Origin of the sequence: Streptomyces sp. NPDC093225 (assembly GCF_044753805.1) — a bacterium.
Taxonomy (GTDB): domain Bacteria; phylum Actinomycetota; class Actinomycetes; order Streptomycetales; family Streptomycetaceae; genus Streptomyces.
Map to the genome: position 1 here is coordinate 35,388 of NZ_JBIVNX010000026.1, position 17,996 is coordinate 53,383.

16 protein-coding genes and 1 riboswitch are annotated in these 17,996 nt (G+C 72.7%); of the genes, 9 read left to right on the forward strand and 7 right to left on the reverse strand.

What is annotated here, in order from left to right; all coding sequences use genetic code 11:
* Positions 1-154 precede the first annotated feature (154 nt).
* The 9 genes from ACIQCH_RS23090 (at position 155) to ACIQCH_RS23130 (ending at position 8,650) form a co-directional block, all read left to right on the forward strand.
* Positions 155-1,369, forward strand: coding sequence for an Ig-like domain-containing protein (locus tag ACIQCH_RS23090; protein WP_402583653.1), 1,215 nt, complete (start codon positions 155-157; stop codon positions 1,367-1,369).
* 123 nt (positions 1,370-1,492) lie between these two features.
* Entirely contained in the window at positions 1,493-2,083 is a 591-nt protein-coding gene (locus tag ACIQCH_RS23095; protein WP_402583655.1) for a prealbumin-like fold domain-containing protein, read from the forward strand.
* Positions 2,084-2,286: 203 nt separating this feature from the next.
* Positions 2,287-2,979 carry a L,D-transpeptidase family protein gene (locus ACIQCH_RS23100; RefSeq protein ID WP_402583751.1) on the forward strand — a complete coding sequence of 231 codons (693 nt, stop codon included), beginning with the start codon at positions 2,287-2,289 and terminating at the stop codon, positions 2,977-2,979.
* A gap of 157 nt (positions 2,980-3,136) precedes the next feature.
* Complete coding sequence (locus tag ACIQCH_RS23105) at positions 3,137-4,381, forward strand: Ig-like domain-containing protein (RefSeq protein ID WP_402583657.1); 1,245 nt, start codon at positions 3,137-3,139, stop codon at positions 4,379-4,381.
* Positions 4,382-4,431: 50 nt separating this feature from the next.
* Positions 4,432-5,199: an enoyl-CoA hydratase/isomerase family protein gene (locus tag ACIQCH_RS23110; protein WP_402583659.1), complete on the forward strand. Its 768-nt coding sequence runs from the start codon at positions 4,432-4,434 to the stop codon at positions 5,197-5,199.
* 230 nt (positions 5,200-5,429) lie between these two features.
* Entirely contained in the window at positions 5,430-5,942 is a 513-nt protein-coding gene (locus tag ACIQCH_RS23115) for an ATP-binding protein (protein WP_402583661.1), read from the forward strand.
* 404 nt (positions 5,943-6,346) lie between these two features.
* Complete coding sequence (locus ACIQCH_RS23120; protein ID WP_402583663.1) at positions 6,347-7,147, forward strand: polysaccharide deacetylase family protein; 801 nt, start codon at positions 6,347-6,349, stop codon at positions 7,145-7,147.
* Positions 7,144-8,355, forward strand: a complete 1,212-nt coding sequence (locus ACIQCH_RS23125; RefSeq protein WP_402583665.1) for a hypothetical protein — start codon at positions 7,144-7,146, stop codon at positions 8,353-8,355. The genes ACIQCH_RS23120 and ACIQCH_RS23125 overlap by 4 nt, the downstream gene beginning before the upstream one ends.
* 82 nt (positions 8,356-8,437) lie before the next feature.
* Positions 8,438-8,650 (forward strand): EF-hand domain-containing protein, encoded by a 213-nt coding sequence (locus ACIQCH_RS23130; protein ID WP_402583666.1) that lies wholly within the window; start codon positions 8,438-8,440, stop codon positions 8,648-8,650.
* A 34-nt stretch (positions 8,651-8,684) separates the two neighbouring features.
* Here the strand turns inward: ACIQCH_RS23130 and ACIQCH_RS23135 are convergent, their stop codons facing one another.
* From ACIQCH_RS23135 to ACIQCH_RS23165, 7 genes are all read right to left on the reverse strand, one after another.
* Positions 8,685-9,245, reverse strand: a complete 561-nt coding sequence (locus tag ACIQCH_RS23135; protein WP_402583668.1) for a PadR family transcriptional regulator — start codon at positions 9,243-9,245, stop codon at positions 8,685-8,687.
* A gap of 34 nt (positions 9,246-9,279) precedes the next feature.
* Complete coding sequence (locus ACIQCH_RS23140; protein ID WP_402583670.1) at positions 9,280-10,101, reverse strand: energy-coupling factor ABC transporter ATP-binding protein; 822 nt, start codon at positions 10,099-10,101, stop codon at positions 9,280-9,282.
* A 56-nt stretch (positions 10,102-10,157) separates the two neighbouring features.
* Positions 10,158-10,907 carry a cobalt ECF transporter T component CbiQ gene (gene cbiQ / locus ACIQCH_RS23145; protein WP_402583672.1) on the reverse strand — a complete coding sequence of 250 codons (750 nt, stop codon included), beginning with the start codon at positions 10,905-10,907 and terminating at the stop codon, positions 10,158-10,160.
* Between the two features lie 3 nt (positions 10,908-10,910).
* A complete protein-coding gene (locus ACIQCH_RS23150; RefSeq protein ID WP_402583674.1) occupies positions 10,911-11,423 on the reverse strand; it encodes an energy-coupling factor ABC transporter substrate-binding protein in 513 nt (170 codons plus the stop codon).
* A complete protein-coding gene (locus tag ACIQCH_RS23155; protein ID WP_402583676.1) occupies positions 11,420-12,121 on the reverse strand; it encodes an energy-coupling factor ABC transporter permease in 702 nt (233 codons plus the stop codon). The genes ACIQCH_RS23150 and ACIQCH_RS23155 overlap by 4 nt, the downstream gene beginning before the upstream one ends.
* A gap of 28 nt (positions 12,122-12,149) precedes the next feature.
* Positions 12,150-12,348: riboswitch (cobalamin riboswitch) on the reverse strand.
* A 121-nt stretch (positions 12,349-12,469) separates the two neighbouring features.
* Positions 12,470-13,012, reverse strand: coding sequence for a hypothetical protein (locus tag ACIQCH_RS23160; RefSeq protein WP_402583678.1), 543 nt, complete (start codon positions 13,010-13,012; stop codon positions 12,470-12,472).
* 180 nt (positions 13,013-13,192) lie between these two features.
* Positions 13,193-17,575: a LamG-like jellyroll fold domain-containing protein gene (locus ACIQCH_RS23165; RefSeq protein WP_402583680.1), complete on the reverse strand. Its 4,383-nt coding sequence runs from the start codon at positions 17,573-17,575 to the stop codon at positions 13,193-13,195.
* Positions 17,576-17,996 lie beyond the last annotated feature (421 nt).

Genomic DNA, 17,996 nt, shown 5'->3' on the forward strand with positions numbered 1-17,996 from the left:
CCTCCCGCGGCTCGGGGTACCGGCGGGACGCGGGCCCGCGGCGTCCCGGCCGCGTCCCGCCCCCGTCTGGTCCTTCCCCCTGTCATGCCCGGAACCGACCCCGGACTCACGTTTCCCGGGGAGGGGCGTGGTCGTTGGGCTTTTTGTGAGATACGTGAAGAGGCGGGCATGGGCGGGCTTGGCCGCCGCGGTGGCGTGGGCGGGGCTGCTGGCGGGCTGCTCCGGCTCCGGGGAGGCCCCGGGCATCTCGGTGGAGCTGCCCGGCAAACCCCGTTCCCCCCAGGAGGCCATTCGGGTCACGCCCGACGACGGCGCCCGGGGCGTGCCGGCCGGCGGCCCCCTGACCGTCAGCGTGCCGGAGGGGCGCCTGGAGCGGGTCACGGTCACCAAGGTCGAGGACGCCCAGGAGGAGAAGGTCCCCGGCACGATCGCCCCCGACGGGCTCAGCTGGAGCCCCGACCCGGCCGCCGGGAAGCTGGCGCTGGCCGCCAAGTACACCGTCGACGCCGTCGCCGTCGACGGCCACGACCGGCGCCAGGCCCGGCACACCAGCTTCACCACCTACGTGCCGGAAGAGCGCTTCATCGGCTACTTCAAGCCGGAGAACCGGTCCACCGTCGGCACCGGGATGATCGTCTCCTTCGGCTTCAACCGCTCCATCGAGAACCGGGCCGAGGTCGAGCGGGCCATCACCGTCACCTCCGTCCCGCCGGTGGAGGTGGTCGGCCACTGGTTCGGCGACGAGCGGCTCGACTTCCGGCCCCGCCAGTACTGGAAGCCCGGCACCGAGGTCACGGTCGCGATGCGGCTGCGCGACGTGCAGGGGGCCAAGGGCTCGTACGGCATCCAGAGCAAGACGGTGCGGTTCACCGTCGGCCGCTCCCAGGTCACCACGGTCGACGCCGAGGAGAAGACCATGGTGGTCCGGCGCGAGGGCAGGGTGCTGGCCACCCTGCCCGTCAGCGCGGGGGCGCCGGGCCGCACCACGTACAACGGCAAGATGGTCGCGATGGAGATGTTCGACGTGACCCGGATGAACGGCCGCACCGTCGGCTTCGGCGGCGAGTACGACATCCCCGACGTGCCGCACGCGATCCGGCTGACCACCTCGGGCACCTTCCTGCACGGCAACTACTGGGCCTCGCCCGACACCTTCGGCTCCGTCAACACCAGCCACGGCTGCGTGGGCCTGCGCGACGACAAGGGCGGCGGCTCGGACACCCCGGCCGGCTGGTTCTTCGACCGGACCCTCGTCGGGGACGTCGTCGAGGTGGTCAACTCCGAGGACAAGACCGTGGCCCCGGACAACGGGCTCGGCGGCTGGAACCTGTCCTGGGCCGACTGGGTGGCGGGCTCGGCCCTCACCTGACGGCCGCAACAGAGTGATTGTCAGATCGGAAATGTCCCGGCGGGGAGTGTCGGCCACGGCCCCCGCCGGGGCTCCGTCCACCCTGGCACGGGCGCCCCGCGCCCAGCCGATGGACGGAGAGACATGACACGAAGGAACTGGACCCTCGGCCTCGCGGTGGCCGCGGCCCTGGCCGCCCCGGTCGTCCCGGCCCGGGCGGCCGCCCCGACGGTCCCCGCGGGTCCGGCGGGGCCCGCAGGACCCGTGGTGGCGGCCCGCCCGGCGGCCCCGGTCACCGCCGCCCGGAACCCCGCGCATCCGGACTACCGGGGCACGATCCGCGTGGTGAAGACCGACGCGCGGACCGGACGGCGGCTGGCCGGCGCGGTCTTCGAGCTGTGGGTGGAGTACAACGCCACGCGCGGCCTCCAGACCCGCGGCATCCACCCGGACATCGAAGCCCTGGGCCCCTGCACCACCGACGCGTACGGGGTCTGCGCCTGGCACGGCCTCACGGAGAACGCCTACTACGTGAAGGAGGTCGCCACCCCCGCGGGCTACGTCCTGCCGAAGCGGCCCGTCACCGGCCCGATCGAGCTCGGCGCGGGCCGGTACCCGCCCGACCGGGTCACGGTCCCGCGGACGAACGAGCGCGCCGAGCCCGCCCAGGGCGGCAAGGGCGGCAGGGGCGGTGGCCGCGGCGAGGGCGACCGGGACGACGACGTCCTGCGCTGACGCCCTTCCGGCGACCGGCCCGACCCCCTTTCGGAGTACCCGCCCCGGCGCCGGGGCGGGTTCCCCACGGACACTGGCCGAAGGGAGCCCGACGCCGACGGGGGGACCAGGAGGTCGTCTTGATACCCAGCTCCGTGCCCCGCACGCCCCGTGCCCGGCGCACCACCACCGCCGGGGCCGCCGTGCTGGCCGCCCTCGCCGTCCTGGCCGCCGCGCCCGCGGTCCCCGCCGCGGCCACCGGCCCGGCGCCCACCCCCGCCGCGGGTCGTCCCGCGGCGGCCGCCGCCCCGGCCCCCGCGGCCGCGTGCAACGCGCGCACCGGCCCGTACCAGCGGCCCATGGAGGAGTACCTCGGCCGCCCCGTCGACGGCCGGGAGTCCGTCGCCGACTGCGAGGCCATCCGCGCCTTCCAGGAGAAGCAGGGCCTCGAGCTCGCCGACGGCTACGCAGACCTCGTCACGTTCCGCACCATGACCGTCCTCAAGGCCCGCAAGGACCCCAACGCCGCCGGCCACTGCCCGGTCCGGGACTTCCGCGTCACCTGCGTCGACCTGGACCGCCAGGTCCTGTGGGTGCAGGACGGCGAGGACGTCGTGTTCGACGTGGTCCCCATCCGCAGCGGCCGCGACACCGAGGAGACCCGCCTCGGCTGGCACGAGGTCTACTGGCGCGACAAGGACCACGTGTCCACGATCTACAACAACTCGCCCATGCCGTACTCCCAGTTCTTCGACGAGGGCCAGGCCATCCACGGCCGCCTCGACGACCTGTACGACGGCGGCGGCTCGGCCGGCTGCGTCAACCTCGCGCTCGACGACGCCAAGGCGCTGTGGGACCTGCTCGACCTGGAGGACCAGGTCTACGTCTGGGGCGCCAAGCCCGGCACCGACGACTGAATCCCCGCCTCCGCCGGCCCCCGCAGGGGGCTGACGTGGGGCGTTGGGACGGAACGGTGACACGGCCGTGTCCGACCGTCGCCCTCCCGTGTGATTTCCTGTCCGCAAGCGCGCGACCACCGCGCGCGGGGGACAGGGGATCCGGGAGAAGACGAAGTTGAACGTGCAGCCGATACCGGGGGAGTCGCGCACGCGACGCGGCCGCGCCCGTACCGCACTGTCCGCCCTGGCGCTGGGGGCGGCCCTGCTGCTCACCTCCGCGTGCAGCGGCGGAGCCACGGCCGGCAAGGGCGGTGACGACGCGAAGGGCAACGGCGGCAAGCCCGCCGGGACCGAGGCCTCGCAGGCCACACTCAGCATCACGCCCGCCAACGGGGCCAAGGAGGTCGCCACCAGCGGCGCCCTCAAGATCACCGCGGCCAACGGCAAGCTGACCACCGTCACCGTCGCCGACACCAAGGGCAACACCGTGGAGGGCAAGCTGGCGCCCGGCGGCGCCAGCTGGGAGCCCGTGCGCCACCTCGGCGCGGCCACCCAGTACAAGGTGCACGCGGTCGCCACGGACGGCGCCGGCCACGAGACCGCCAAGGACGTCGCCTTCACGACGCTGACGCCCAAGAACACCTTCATCGGGCAGTACACGCCCGAGGACGGCTCGACCGTCGGCGTGGGCATGCCGGTCTCGATCAACTTCACCCGCGGCATCACCAACACCGAGGGCGTCGAGAAGGCCATCACCGTCACCTCCGAGCCGTCGGTGCCGATCGAGGGCCACTGGTTCGGCAACGACCGCCTCGACTTCCGCCCCGAGAAGTACTGGGCGGCGGGGACGAAGGTGACCGTCAAGCTCAACCTCGACGGCGTCGAGGGCCGCCCGGGCGTGTACGGCAAGCAGACCCGCACGGTGAAGTTCACCATCGGGCGCTCCCAGGTCTCCACGGTGGACGCGAGCTCCCACCGCATGGTCGTCGTCCGTGACGGCAAGGTCCTCAAGGACGTCCCGATCACCGCGGGCGGCCCGGCCACGACGACGTACAACGGCCAGATGGTCATCAGCGAGAAGTACGAGGTGACCCGCATGAACGGGGCCACGGTCGGCTTCGGAGGCGAGTACGACATCGACGACGTCCCGCACGCCATGCGGCTGTCGAACTCCGGCACGTTCGTGCACGGCAACTACTGGGCCCCCTCCAGCACCTTCGGCTCGGAGAACGTCAGCCACGGCTGCGTCGGCCTGGAGGACGTGCGCGGCGGCTACGACAAGGGCATCCCGGCGGCCTGGTTCTTCAACAGCTCGATCATCGGCGACGTCGTGGTCGTGAAGAACTCCAAGGACAAGCAGATCGCTCCGGAGAACGGGCTCAACGGCTGGAACATGCCGTGGTCGGAGTGGACCTCGTAACACCCGCCGGGGGTTGCCCACCCCCGGTTAACGGGCACTAACCTGCCCGCATGACCATCTCTCTCGAAGTCTCCGAGGGCGTCGGCACCATCCTGCTGAACCGCCCGCCGATGAACGCCCTGGACATCGCCACGCAGGACGCCCTGCGCACCCTGGCGGAGGAGGCCACGGCCCGCGACGACGTCCGGGCCGTGGTCCTCTACGGCGGTGAGAAGGTGTTCGCGGCGGGCGCGGACATCAAGGAGATGCAGGCCATGGACCACGCGGCGATGGTCGCCCGGTCCCGTGCGCTGCAGGACTCCTTCACCGCGGTGGCCCGGATCCCCAAGCCGGTGGTCGCGGCCATCACCGGATACGCGCTGGGCGGCGGCTGCGAGCTGACCCTGTGCGCCGACTACCGGATCGCCGCGGACAACGCCAAGCTCGGCCAGCCCGAGATCCTGCTCGGCCTGATCCCCGGCGCCGGCGGCACCCAGCGCCTCTCCCGCCTCATCGGCCCGTCCAAGGCCAAGGACCTCATCTTCACCGGCCGGATGGTCAAGGCCGACGAGGCACTCGCCCTCGGCCTGGTCGACCGGGTCGTCCCGGCCGCCGAGGTGTACGAGCAGGCGCACGCCTGGGCCGCGAAGCTGGCCCAGGGTCCGGCCATCGCCCTGCGCGCCGCGAAGGAGTCGGTGGACGGCGGCCTGGAGGCCGACATCGACACCGGCCTGACCATCGAGCGCAACTGGTTCTCCGCGCTGTTCGCCACCGAGGACCGCGAGATCGGCATGCGCAGCTTCGTCGAGGAGGGCCCCGGCAAGGCGAAGTTCGTCTGACTCCCTCCTGTGGGTGGTTTAGCCGCGGCTTAAAGGAACCTTAAGGAGTTGTGGAGATCCACTCTGCGTGATGTTCCGCGAGCGGTGGGTCATCGCAGGTCATGGTGGGTTTCTCGCGGTGAAGGTTGCCTCTGGAATATGCCAAACACCCCCTCGGAACGCTCCGTTCCGAGGGGGTGTTTTCGCGGGGAACGGCCTTGCGGACGGCTCCGACCGTTCATGATGAGTGCATGGCGGGCCTGGAGGGTGTGGAGCAGCCGCGGCAGCGCGAGAGCGCTCCCGCCGTACGGTTGACGGCGGCTCTCGAGGACGAACAGGGCCTGCGGGCCCTGGAGTTGCACGGCAATCCCACCGAGGCCGAAGTGGCGCTCCCGTCCCGCCCGGAGTCCGCCGGTACGGCCCGCCGGCTCACCCAGTGCGTGGTGGTCCGCCAGTGGGGTCTCTCCCCCCAGGTGGCCGAGCACGCGGTGCTGCTCGTCTCCGAACTCGTCGGCAACGCGGTCCGGCACACCGGGGCCCGTTCGTTCGGGCTGCGGATGCTGCGGCGGCGCGGCTGGATCCGGGTGGAGGTGCGGGACCCCTCGCGCGGACTGCCCTGTCTGATGCCGGTGGGCGACCTGGACGAGAGCGGTCGCGGACTGTTCCTGGTCGACAAGCTGTCCGACCGCTGGGGGGCGGACCTGTTACCCCGGGGGAAGGTCACCTGGTTCGAGATGCGGGTGGCCGACCGGCAGCCGGGCTGACGGGTCTCCGCCGGATGGTTCTGGATACGCAGAAGCCCCCTGTTGCCGTGGGTGGGGGCACCGTGGGGGCTTCATGAGTGCGCCGAGGACCGTGTATGGGGTGTGGTCCCCGGCGGCGGGGCGACCTCGCTCGGGTCAACGGGAAGTCGTGCTTCCGACTATGGCAGACGAGGCCTCGGCCATCAAAAGTCCCAAAACAGACAAAAGTGGTCAAATAGTAAGAGTTTCCACCTAAATCCTAGGTGAGATGGGCCACTCACCTCGTAATCAATGAATAAATATGGCATCGGTCGAGTGAATCCTTGATCAAAGGCTGGATGCTCCGCTGAATCCGTCATCTCCGGCGAAGGTGCCTGGTTGGGTCAATCGTTATCTTTCGGGCGTGGCGGCCCTTAAATGGGCGGGTGCCTAGTCATCCGGACCGCCGGGCCCTCCTCCGCACGACCGCCGCCGCGGTCGCCGGGACCCTCGCCGCCGGCTGCGGCGCGGACCCGGCCGGGCCGCCGGGCCCGCCCGTCGACCGCTCGCCGGCCGCCGCGCCCCGCCCCAGCGCCGGCGGGCGACCGGCCGCCACCGCGCCCGCCCCGCGCGCCCTGCCCGGCCTGCCCGCCCAGATCGCCCACGGCCCGCACGGCCGCCCGCAGGTCGCCCTCACCTTCCACGGCAACGGCGACCCGGCCACCGCCCGGGCCCTGCTCGGCGAGGCCGAGAAGGCCGGCGCCCGGCTCACGGTGCTGGCCGTCGGCAGCTGGCTCGACGAACAGCCCGCCATGGCCCGCCGGATCCTCGACGGCGGCCACGAGCTCGGCAACCACACCCAGCGCCACCTCGACGTCAACGCCATGACGGAGGCCGACGCGTACGCCGAGATCGACGGCTGCGCGCAGCGGCTGCACCGGCTCACCGGCTCCATCGGCACCTGGTTCCGGCCCTCCCGGGCCCGGTACGCCAGCCCCCTCGTCCAGCGGCTGGCCCGCCGGGCCGGCTACCCGCACGTCCTGTCGTACGACGTGGACTCCCTCGACTTCACCTCGCCCGGTGCCGCGGCCGTCCTCCGCAACGTCACCGGAACGGTCCGCCCGGGATCGGTGGTGAGCCTGCACTTCGGCTATGCGGACACGGTCGACGCACTGCCGGCCCTCCTCGAAGAACTCACGCGCAGGGGACTGCGCGCGGTGACCACCACGGAGCTGCTGACCCCATGACCACCTGCCACCGCCGCCACTTCCGCCGCTCCCGCACCGCCCGGACCTCCGCCCTGCTCCTCGCCGGGCTGGCCGCCGCCGCCCTGGCCGGCTGCGGCGCGGGCGGGAAGGGCGAACCGGAGGCGCTCGGCACCCAGGGTGCGGCCCGGGCCCCCCGGGCGGTGCCCGAGGCCCCGCCCGGACTGCCGGGCATGCCGCCGCTGCTCGATCCGCGGGACGTGTACGCGGCCGACCGCCCGAACCGGCTCTCCCCGGTGGTCCGGAACTTCCCCTCCCGGGTCTACGTACCGAACACCACCTCCAACACGGTGTCCGTGATCGACCCGGCCACCTACGAGGTGATCGACACGATCCCGGTCGGCGTCCAGCCCCAGCACGTCGTGCCGTCCTGGGACATGAAGACCCTGTGGGTGAACAACAACCGCGGCCACACCCTGACCCCCATCGACCCCGCCACCGGCAAGGCCGGCACGCCGGTCGACGTGCACGACCCGTACAACCTGTACTTCACGCCCGACGGGAAGTACGCCGTCGTCATGGCCTCCATGGACCGCGAACTCGTCTTCCGCGACCCGCACACCATGGCCGTGGCCAAGACCGTCCCCGTCGACTGCTACGGCGTCAACCACGCGGACTTCTCCGCCGACGGCCGCTACTTCGTCGTGTCCTGCGAGTTCTCCGGGGAACTCCTCAAGGTCGACACCGCGAAGATGGAGGTGCTCGCCAAGCAGCGGCTCCCCTTCGAGGGCGCGATGCCGCAGGACGTGAAGATCTCCCCGGACGGCCGGACCTTCTACATCGCGGACATGATGGCGCACGGCATGTGGGTGCTGGACGGCGAGAAGTTCACCGAGCCGAAGCTCCTGCCCACCGGGAAGGGCTGCCACGGCCTGTACGTGAGCCGCGACTCGAAGGAGATGTACGTCTCCAACCGCGGCGAGGGCACCATCTCGATCTTCGACTTCACGCAGAACAGGCTGACGAAGAAGTGGCACCTGCCCGACGGCGGCAGCCCCGACATGGGCGGCGTCTCCGCCGACGGCACGGTGCTGTGGCTGTCCGGCCGCTACAACGGAGAGGTGTACGCCGTCGACACCCGGACCGGCAAGCAGCTGGCCCGCATCCCGGTCGGCGGCGGACCGCACGGCCTGGCCGTCTACCCGCAGCCGGGCCGATACTCCCTCGGCCACACCGGCATCTTCCGGTAGGAGCGTCCCCTGGGTGCCGCGCCCCGGCGGGGGGTCGCTAACCTTGCCCGGTCAGCAAGCACCAACAAAGGGGTGGATCCCAGTGGCGGACATCGACAGCGCACGCGAGACCTTCGGCCGGTTCGACGTGGACGGCGACGGCTACGTGACTCCGGAGGAGTTCAAGCACGCCATGGCCGAGATGGGCGACCCCTTCGTGACCGGCCCGGTCGCCGAGGCCGTCATCGCCTCCAAGGACGCCAACCACGACGGCAAGATGAGCTTCGACGAGTTCTGGGCCGCCCTGAACAAGTAGTCGGGAGCCACCCCGGCCACCGGGTGAGGAGCCGCTACGGCCGCTCCTCACCCGGCGCGCTCATGTCCGAGACCTCCGGCAGCGCCTCCGCGAGCCACCGCAGCCAGAACGTCTCCAGCTCGATCCCGCTGCGCAGCACCAGCCGCCGCAGCCGGTCCTCGTCCGCCGCGCGCCGCCCGGGCGGGAAGTCCCGCGCCTCGATGGCCTCGTACACCGCCAGCTGCCGGCGGTGCAGCTCCTCGTGCCGGCGCAGCTCGGCCGCCAGGCCGGCCACCCCCACCACGCCCGCCGCCCGCAGCCGCAGCAGCAGCGGGTCCCGGATCGGCTTGGGGTCCTGGCTCTCGCCGACCCACCGGACCAGCTCCTCGCGCCCGGCCGGCAGCACCTCGAACTCCTTCTTCTGCCCGCGCGCCGGGACCTCGGTCGGCAGCGCCCGGATCAGCCCCGCCTCCTCCAGCTTCCCCAGTTCGCGGTAGATCTGCTGGTGCGTGGCCGACCAGAAGTAGCCGATCGACCTGTCGAACCGCCGGGTCAGCGCCAGCCCGGAGGACGGCTTCTCCAGCAGTGCGGTGAGGATCGCGTGCGGCAGTGACATGCGGCCATCCTAGGAGCGCGGTGCCCGCCGGCCGTCAGCGGTTCGCCGCCGACCAGGCCGCCAGGGCCTCCGGGGTGCGCGGGCCCGGGACGTCGGGGGCCAGCAGGCCCCGCTCGCGCAGCACCGCCGTGACCGCCGTCGGCCAGGGCAGCCGCAGGCCCGCCCGGGCCAGCAGGTCGGGGTCGGCCAGCAGCTCGGGCGCCGGTCCGGTGCGCACTCCCTCCGGCACCAGCACCGCCGCGTCGTCCGCCCAGCGCAGGGCCAGATCCACGTCGTGCGTGGCCATCACCACCGTCGTGCCCAGTTCCCGCAGCCCGGCCAGCGCCGCCAGCAGCCGCTCCTGGCCCTGCGGGTCGAGGCCCGCCGTCGGCTCGTCCAGGATGAGCAGCCGGGGCCGCATGGCCACCGCCCCCGCGATCGCCGCCCGCTTGCGCTGCCCGTACGAGAGCAGGTGCGTGGGGCGGTCCCGCAGGGCCGTGATGTCGAGGGCGGCCAGGGCCTCGGCCACCCGGGCCCGCACCTCGGGCTCCGGAAGCCCGAGGTTCAGCGGCCCGAACGACACGTCCTGGCCCACCGACGCCGCGAACAGCTGGTCGTCGGGGTCCTGGGTGACCAACTGCACGGAGGTGCGCAGCCGGGTCAGGCCGGCCCGGTCGTACCGCACCCGCTCGCCGTCCAGCCGCAGCTCGCCCGAGCCGACCCGCAGCCCGCCGCTCAGCAGCCGCATCAGCGTGGTCTTGCCGGCCCCGTTGCGGCCGAGCAGCGCCATCGTGCGCCCCCGCGGCACCGCGAAGTCGAGCCCCGCCAGGACCGCCGGCCCGTCCTCGTACGCGTACCCCGCGCCCACCAGCTGCACGAGCGGCGCCCCCGCAGGCTCCGTCGACCCTGTCGACTCCGTCGACCCGTTCGGCCTCACAGGCCCAGTCCTCTCAGTCCGTACGTCGCCGCGGCGACCGCGGCCAGCAGGGCGCCGGCGGCGCCCAGGAAGCGCCACGACACCGACGCCTCGGGGACCAGGACGCGCAGCGTCCCGTCGTACCCGCGTCCGGCCAGCCCCGACTGGAGCCGGGCGGCCCGGTCGAAGGCGCGGACGAACGCCGTGGCGGCCAGCCCGGCCAGCGAACGCCAGGCCGCCGCCCGGCTGGTGTGCCCCAGCCGGGCGGCCTGCGCCTGCCGGATCCGGGCCACCGCGTCCAGCAGCAGGAAGCCGATCCGGTACATGGCGAGCGCCACGTCCACCACCGGTGCCGGCACCCCCGCCCGCACCAGGCGGGGCAGCAGGTCCGAGACCGGGGTGGTGAACGCGAACAGCAGCACCCCGAGGGACGCGGCGGAGGTGCGCAGCAGCAGGTCCGCGGCCTGGCCCGGGCCGCCCGGGGCCGGCGAGACCCAGCCGTCCGGGCCGCCGAGCCGGACCAGCAGCGGCAGCGCGCCGGTCACGCAGAAGCCGAGCGGCACCCGGAAGGCCCGCCACAGCTGCCGGGGCGCCACCCCGGCCGGCCCGAGCAGCACCCCGAGCGCGGCGGCCGCCACCAGCGGCCCGCCCGGCCAGGGCGGCAGGCAGACCGCGGCGACCGTCAGCCCGAGCCCGAGCACGGCCTTCTCGGCCGGGTGGCGGTGGCGCCAGCGGCTGCCGTGGGCCGCCGCGTCGATGGGCAGCACCGGCTACGACTCCCCGCGGGGCGCGTCGTCACCGGCAACGGCGGGCCCGGCCGCCCCCGGTACCTCCGGCGCGGCGGTCGTGCCCGGCCCCTCCGGGGCGGCGGCCGCAGCCGGCGCCGCCCCGCGGTGCGCCGCGGTCTTCGCCTCGGCCTCGTCCAGCGCGGTGGCCGCGGCCACCACCGCCGCCCGGGACCACGCCCGGCCTTCCCGGAGGCCCTCCTCCCGGCCCTGCCGGCGGCCCCGGCGCACCCCGAAGTAGTACGCCAGGACGCCCGCGCCCAGGGCCGCCTGGAGGGCGAACAGCGCGGACTCGATCTCGCCGGACGGCGGTTCGTACAGCGGCGCGAACCACGGCTCGTAGTCCGGCTTCAGCTCGGTGATCGCCGCCTCGGCCTGCGCGTCCGCGCCCGCGAACGGCTCCTCCTTGCCCTCGCCCAGCCCCAGCGCGAGCGGCAGTACCGCCAGCGCGGCGACCAGGACGAGGAGCAGCGTGTTGATCTTCGCGTTACGGCTCATCGCGCGGCCGCCCCTTCGCCCTCGGCCCGCACGGCCGTGCCGGGGAGCACCCCGAGCCGCGTCAGGTCGCCCTTGCTGGACTGCGCCAGCAGCCTCATGACCAGCACGGTCAGCAGGCCCTCGCTCACCGCGAGCGGCACCTGGGTGACGGCGAAGATGCCGCCGAACTTCGCGAGCGCGCCCGCGAACCCGGACGACGGGTCCGGGAAGGCCAGCGCCAGCTGCACGCTGGTGACGCAGTACGTGCTGAGGTCGGCGACGAAGGCGCCGACGAACACCGCGACCATCAGCGGCACGTCGAACCGGCGCAGCAGCCGGTACGCCGCGTAGCCCGCCCACGGCCCCGCGATCGCCATCGAGAAGACGTTCGCGCCCAGCGTCGTCAGGCCGCCGTGGGCCAGCAGCAGGGCCTGGAAGAGCAGGGTGATGGTGCCCAGGACCGCCATGATGGGCGGCCGGAACAGGATCGCGCCCAGGCCCGTACCCGTGGGGTGCGAGCAACTGCCCGTCACCGAGGGGATCTTCAGGGCGGACAGGACGAAGGTGAACGCTCCGGACGCACCGAGCAGCAGGGTGCTCTCGGGGTTCTCCTTCACCTCGCGGGTCAGGGCGCGGACGCCGTGCGCGACGAAGGGGGCGGACGCCACGCCCCAGGCGGCGGCGTGCAACGGGGGCAGGAAGCCCTCGGCTATGTGCATGTGTGGGGAGACCTCTCCAGCACCTCGTGGATGGACAACGCACCCCGGTCGGTCTCCTGGCTCACGGGTGCTGATGCCCGGACCCCGCCTTCCCGGGCCGGCGCGGTGGTCAACCGCGGCAGCCCAGTGGCTTCCGCGAGGAGTGGAGCCGGACTTCCCGATCACAGTGGCGAGGGCCGCACCGGTTTCGCACCGGTTTCCCGTACACCAAGGCCCATTGACCCTAATCGCCCGCGCGCGGGACCGACAACCCGCCCTCGGGCTCGGCGGGTCCGGCCGGCAGGCGGGGGAACGCGAGGGGGCCGGGACGCGGATCGCGTCCCGGCCCCCGTGTCGCGGGCGACGGCGTCAGCAGACGTTCGCGTGCTGCACGTCGAGCACGAAGCGCTCGGGGTGGTGCAGCTTCTTGGTCGTGTACTTCGGGTAGGTGTTGAAGGCGGTTCCGAAGGTGACCACACCCTCGAAGTCGCCGGTCAGGGCGATGCCCTTGAGCTTGGGCAGGGTGAGCCGCTTCAGCTTCGGGCCCTTGTAGACGTTGCGGCCGGCCGAGTCGTGGGCGGCGGCGGGCGTCAGCTTGATCTCCAGGAAGTACCGGCCGGGCAGCGGCACCTTCCGGCCCGAGCCGTCGTAGCGCAGTACGGGGACCCGCTTGACGGAGGTGGTGGGCATCGTGCCCTGGACGTCGATGACGAGCCGGTCGTACGTGCAGTGCGCGCCGGTACGGGCGTTGACCACCAGCGGGGTGGCGAAGCCCGGCGTGACGGCGGCCGGCTGCCCGGCGGCCCGGACCGGCGCCGCGGAGGCGGTGACGGGCACGGCGAGGCCGGCCCCGATGGCGAGGGCGGCGCCCGTGGCCGTGGCCACGAGACGGCGGTGGCGGATGTTCGGCATTGCGTCCCCCGGTTCTCCAGGTAGTGGGGACAGTGGTGTCACCCGGAAGGACGCTCCCCATCGCATCCACGGTTGCACGGCCCCGCGGCCTTGCGCGACCCGTGCCCGGACCGGCCGGTACGCCGAGCGGCCCGGCTCCCCGAAGGGGGCCGGGCCGCTCGGGGACTGCCGATCGACGGATCAGTCGAGCTGCGTGATGCCGGGCAGCTCGCCCATGGTCGCGGCGGTCACCGCGGACAGCGCCGTCGGGTAGATCCGGACGTCGCTCACCGAGCCGTTCGCGTACTCGCCGTACACGCCCTTCCACACCTTGCGGCCGATCTGCACACCGCCGGTCGCGTTCCAGGAGGCACCCGTGTACGCCCGGCTCGCCTCCAGCTTGCCGTCGACGTACAGCAGCATCTGGCTGGTGGCCGTGTCGTACACGCCGACGAGGTGGGTCCACCGGCCCGCCACCGCCGGGGCGTACGCCGCGGACCAGGTCGAGCTCGCGGTGTCGCCGTGGCGCGTGCCGAAGGCCCAGCCCTTGGCGCCCGAGGAGTAGTACAACTGGAACGCGCTCGCGTTCCCCTCGGTGTCCTGCTGGGAGACGAAGGTGGAGTTGGCGGCCGTCGAGCCGAGCTTGACCCAGGCCGAGACGGAGAAGCTGCCGGTGGTGTCCACCGCCGGGCCCGTGGTGGCCGCGTACCCGGTGGTGGCGCCGAGCTGGAGCACCTTGCCGCGGGTGGCGTCCGCGGCCCAGGTGTACGCGCCGTTCAGGGTCGCGGTCAGGGTGCCGGGGGAGTCCGCGGCGGAGGTGCCGGCGCCCTCGTTGAGCCGCCAGCCGTGGGTGGCCGTGCTGCCGACCACGCCCAGCGACACCGGTGCGTCGAAGGTGGCGGAGGTGCCCTGCGCCGCGGTGCCCGGGAACTCCAGGAGCTGGCTGGCGGTGTCGACGGCGTACATCTCGGGGTTGCCGTCGGGGCCGCCGGTCGTGCTGTTCAGGTCACCCGGGGACATGACCGCCGGGTAGTCGGCCGCGGGCAGGACCGGGGTCAGCGGGGCGGGCGGGTTGGTGTTCCAGCCCGCCGTGGCGCCGACCGTCCAGCTCTGGTTCGGGCCGCCGTTGCAGGTGTAGAGGAACGGCGCGGTGCCGGGCTCCTGCTTGCCGTTCGGGTCGTCCAGGCACAGGCCGGAGTTCGGGTTCATCAGGCTGCCCGAGGCGCCGAGGACCCACTTCTGGGCCGGGGAGCCGTTGCAGGACCACAGCTGCACGATGGTCCCGATGCCCGTGCCGCCGCCGTTGACGTCCAGGCAGCCGCCCACCGCGCGGATCGAGCCGTCCGACATCATCGTCCAGCTCTGGGCGGCGGTCTGGTTGCACCACCAGATCTGGACCTTCGTGCCGTTGGCGTACAGCCCGTGGTCCACGTCGAGGCAGAGCTTCTGGCCGTCGGTCGTGGTCACCTTGGAGGGCAGCGCCGTGCGCACCGGGGCGTGCAGCAGCGAGGGCACGAGGGTGTTCGGGTCCACGGTGATCGGGAAGGACATCGTCGAGCCGGTCGTGTCGTCCCGGGCCCAGATGGCGGCGGAGCCGCCGGTCACGCTGCCCTTGCCGTTGGCGTCCTTGGTGAGGGTGCCGCCGACGGTGCCCGGGCCGAGCAGGGTGTAGCCGGACCAGTCGCCGTCGCCGAGCAGCAGCGGGTGCTTGAAGTGGCCGCCGCCGTCGGTCTGGTAGATCCACAGCTTCTTGCCCTCGACGGTGATCACCGCGGGGTAGTTCGTGGTGTTGCCGTAGAGGTTGCCCGGCGTGATCAGCTGCTCGACGTCCCAGGACGTCGCGTTGTAGCCGGCGGCGCGGCAGCGGCTGGCGTCGGCGACGCGGGTGGCGTCCTCGCAGGCGTCCTTCGGGACCACGTCGAAGCGCTTGCCGGTGAAGCCGCCGTACGTGGAGTAGGGCGCGGGCGGCGCGGGCCAGACGCTGCCCGAGTCGAGGTCGTTCTTGACGATGTAGAGCTGCTTGCTCGTCTTGTTGTAGGCGAACAGGTCGTCCACGTCGGCGCCGTGCGTGTTGCCGCGGTGCGCGATCAGGTAGTTGTTCCAGCCCGAGCCGTCCGGGGACTGCGCGGCCGTGGACACGGTCACCGGGCCGGTGGCCGGGGTGGTGGTCTGGCTGGTCGGGGGCTGCACCGGGGCCACCGGCTGGGCGGCGTCGGTGTTGCCGGGCAGCAGGACCAGGTCGCCGGTGCGGGTGGTGGCCAGCAGGTCGGGGATGCCGTCGCCGCCGATGTCACCCGGGGTGATCTTGGTGTCCGGGTTCCACGGCACGGTGTACGTGTAGCTCGCCGGGTTCTGCGAGAGGTTGCCGGCCTTGTCGACGGCGGCCACGTACAGGGTGTGCACGCCCCACTGCGTCACCGGGACGGTGAGCTTCGCGGTGGCCACGCCGTTGGCGTCGGTGCCGGTGAGGGCGGCCGAGGTGCCGACCTGGGCGGTGGGCTGGGCGTCGAGCCGCCAGACGAAGTGGTCCATGCCGCTGGACAGGCAGGGGCCCGGCGTGCAGGTGGCGGCGGGGTCGGTGTCGGCCGCGCTGACCGTGAAGTCGGTGGTGCGGCCGGGGGCCGCGTACACGACCGGGTTGCCTGCTCCGCCGCCGACCGGCGGGAAGGAGGCGTTGTTCGTGACGTCCGGGATGCCCGGCGCGCTGAAGTCCGTGCGGAACCAGCAGTGGTCGCCGACGGGCGAGCTCAGGTGGGCGGACGAGTTGGTCTTGGCGTAGGCGTCCCAGCCGTACTCGTGGCCGTCCTTGAGGGCGACGCCGACCGGGACGGCGGCGTCGGTGCCGGAGCCGACGTAGGAGCTGGCCGGGGTGGCGATGGTGGTCGGGTTGCCGTTGGTGAGCTGGGTGCGGTCCCAGAACTCGTAGACGGCCTGGGCCAGTTCACCGGAGATGTTGGTGGTGACCGTGGAGTGCAGCTGGAGGCTGCTGCCCGCGGCGCCGTACGAGGTCGCGCCGACCCAGCCGAGGCCGTTGACCACGCAGTTGCCCGCGGCGCCGACGGCGGACGGGGTGGTGTACAGGTTGCCCGGCGTGTTCGGCGGGATGTCGAAGGTCGTGGTCATGTAGATGACGGTCGACACGCGCAGGTAGTTGTCGTTGCTGCTGGAGTTGGTCTCGTCGCCGAACAGCCCGACGGTCCACACCTGGATGCCCGCGTCGGCGATCTTCTGCGCCTGGTTGGTCACCGTGAAGCTGGCGGTGTGGTTGCTGCAGCTGCTGTTGGAGTTGGCGCCGCTGGGGATCGTGGTCCGCACGGCGGGGTGGGTGCCGTCGTTGGTGCCCGGCTGGTTGTTCCAGGTGGTGCCGGAGTTGATCGCCCCGGTGGTGTGCAGCGTGATGGGCTGGTCCTTGGAGCAGTCCCAGCTGGCCGCGTAGGTGGAGTTCACCGTGATCAGGGCGTTGGAGATCACCATCTGGGAGGAGAGCCCGCTGGTGTCGAGCCCGTAGAACGAGCGCTCCATGCCGGAGCCGCAGGCTCCGCCCCAGCGCTGGTAGCCCACGCCCTCGCCGCCGGACTGCGGCTTGTCGTACTGCGGGCTGTTGGCGCAGGAGGAGTTGGAGTAGACCTCGGTGTAGTGGCCGGACTTGGACGAGACCGGGTTGGTGTACGGGTCGATGTAGACCGGGTACACGGTGTCCGGGTCGGTGAGCACGGAGGTGTCCGGGCGCAGGGTCACCGCGGTCGAGGTGGTGGTCATCGGGACCTGGTCGACCTGGGCGCCGGGGCCCGGGCCCTCGACCGAGGAGGCCGGGGCCTCGTCGGCGGTGTCGGCCAGGGGGGTCACGCGGACGGCGGAGGCGGCCGCGGCCACCGGGGTGCTGCCGGCCGGGGCGCCCGGCGCGCGCGGGGCGGAGGTCTGCGGGGTGGCGGAGTCCCACATCACGGGCCGCGGGGAGACGAAGTCCAGCGTGCCGTCGGCGGTCTTGGCCTCCAGGCCGCCGGAGGGCGTCGCGGTCAGCTTCAGGCCGTCGGTGGTGGCGGCGAGCTTGAGCTCCTTGATCCGCGGGTCGGCAGCCGCGGCCGCGTCCCGCACGATCAGGACGTCGCTGAAACCGCCCTGGTCGGTGACCGAGAGGGAGAGGTCGACACCCGGCAGCACCGAGCGGTACAGCGCCGTGTCGCCCGAGACCTCCGGGGTGGGCAGCGCGAACGGCATGGTCAGCGCGAGCTTGCTGCCGTCCTCGTGGGTGAGTCGGACCGCCGGGCCGGTGCCGCCGCCGGAGAGGGCGACCGCGTGCGGGGTGGCCCTGGGCGACCACGTGCCGTCCGCGTTGCGGGCCAGGGTGGCGTCCACCGGGACCCAGTCGCCGCCCTTGTGTACGCGGACGGGCATGAGGGCGGTGGTGGACGTGAACGAGCCGTCGGGGTTGGCCTTGACCGTCATGGTCTGGGTGGTCAGGTCGTCCACCGGCACGGCGTGGTGCTCGGCGACGGCCTCCTGCTGTGCGAGGAACAGCGGGCTTCCGGCCGCCGGTTCCCGGTCCTGGGCGAGGGCCGGCACGGCAGGTGTGACGAGGGTCACTGCGGTGAGCGTGGTCAGGAGCGCTCGGGACAGCGCCAGAGATCTGGAACGTCTCGTACCTCGGTCGGTATGGCAAAGCATGCGTCAAGTTCCTCGCAAGATCGTGTGAGGTGGAATCAACGATTCCCCCATGCACCGGCAGCGACGGCGCGGCGGTGCGGTGGAGCGGTCCCCGCGGTTTGTCGGAATGGCTGGTTGTTTGTCCCGCGTAAAGGCGGACAACTTCCCCTGCGGAATGGCTTATTCCGTTCGAACTGGATGTCGAGCAACCGTAATTGATCGAACCCCGAGCGGATCAATAGCCTCCGGCGGTCACACGCGTCGTGTGGCGTGAACTGCGGTGGCACGGCGCATGCCGCCACCGATGGCAGGGGGATGGCACGTGGCAACACGGCATCGCTGGTTTGCGAGCAAGAGATTT

Coding starts and splice junctions, on each gene's coding strand:
- ACIQCH_RS23095 (WP_402583655.1), top strand. CDS start 1,493: ATGACACGAAGGAACTGGACCCTCGGCCTCGCGGTGGCCGCGGCCCTG.
- ACIQCH_RS23110 (WP_402583659.1), top strand. CDS start 4,432: ATGACCATCTCTCTCGAAGTCTCCGAGGGCGTCGGCACCATCCTGCTG.
- ACIQCH_RS23115 (WP_402583661.1), top strand. CDS start 5,430: ATGGCGGGCCTGGAGGGTGTGGAGCAGCCGCGGCAGCGCGAGAGCGCT.
- ACIQCH_RS23125 (WP_402583665.1), top strand. CDS start 7,144: ATGACCACCTGCCACCGCCGCCACTTCCGCCGCTCCCGCACCGCCCGG.
- ACIQCH_RS23135 (WP_402583668.1), bottom strand. CDS start 9,245: ATGTCACTGCCGCACGCGATCCTCACCGCACTGCTGGAGAAGCCGTCC.
- ACIQCH_RS23150 (WP_402583674.1), bottom strand. CDS start 11,423: ATGAGCCGTAACGCGAAGATCAACACGCTGCTCCTCGTCCTGGTCGCC.
- ACIQCH_RS23155 (WP_402583676.1), bottom strand. CDS start 12,121: ATGCACATAGCCGAGGGCTTCCTGCCCCCGTTGCACGCCGCCGCCTGG.
- ACIQCH_RS23160 (WP_402583678.1), bottom strand. CDS start 13,012: ATGCCGAACATCCGCCACCGCCGTCTCGTGGCCACGGCCACGGGCGCC.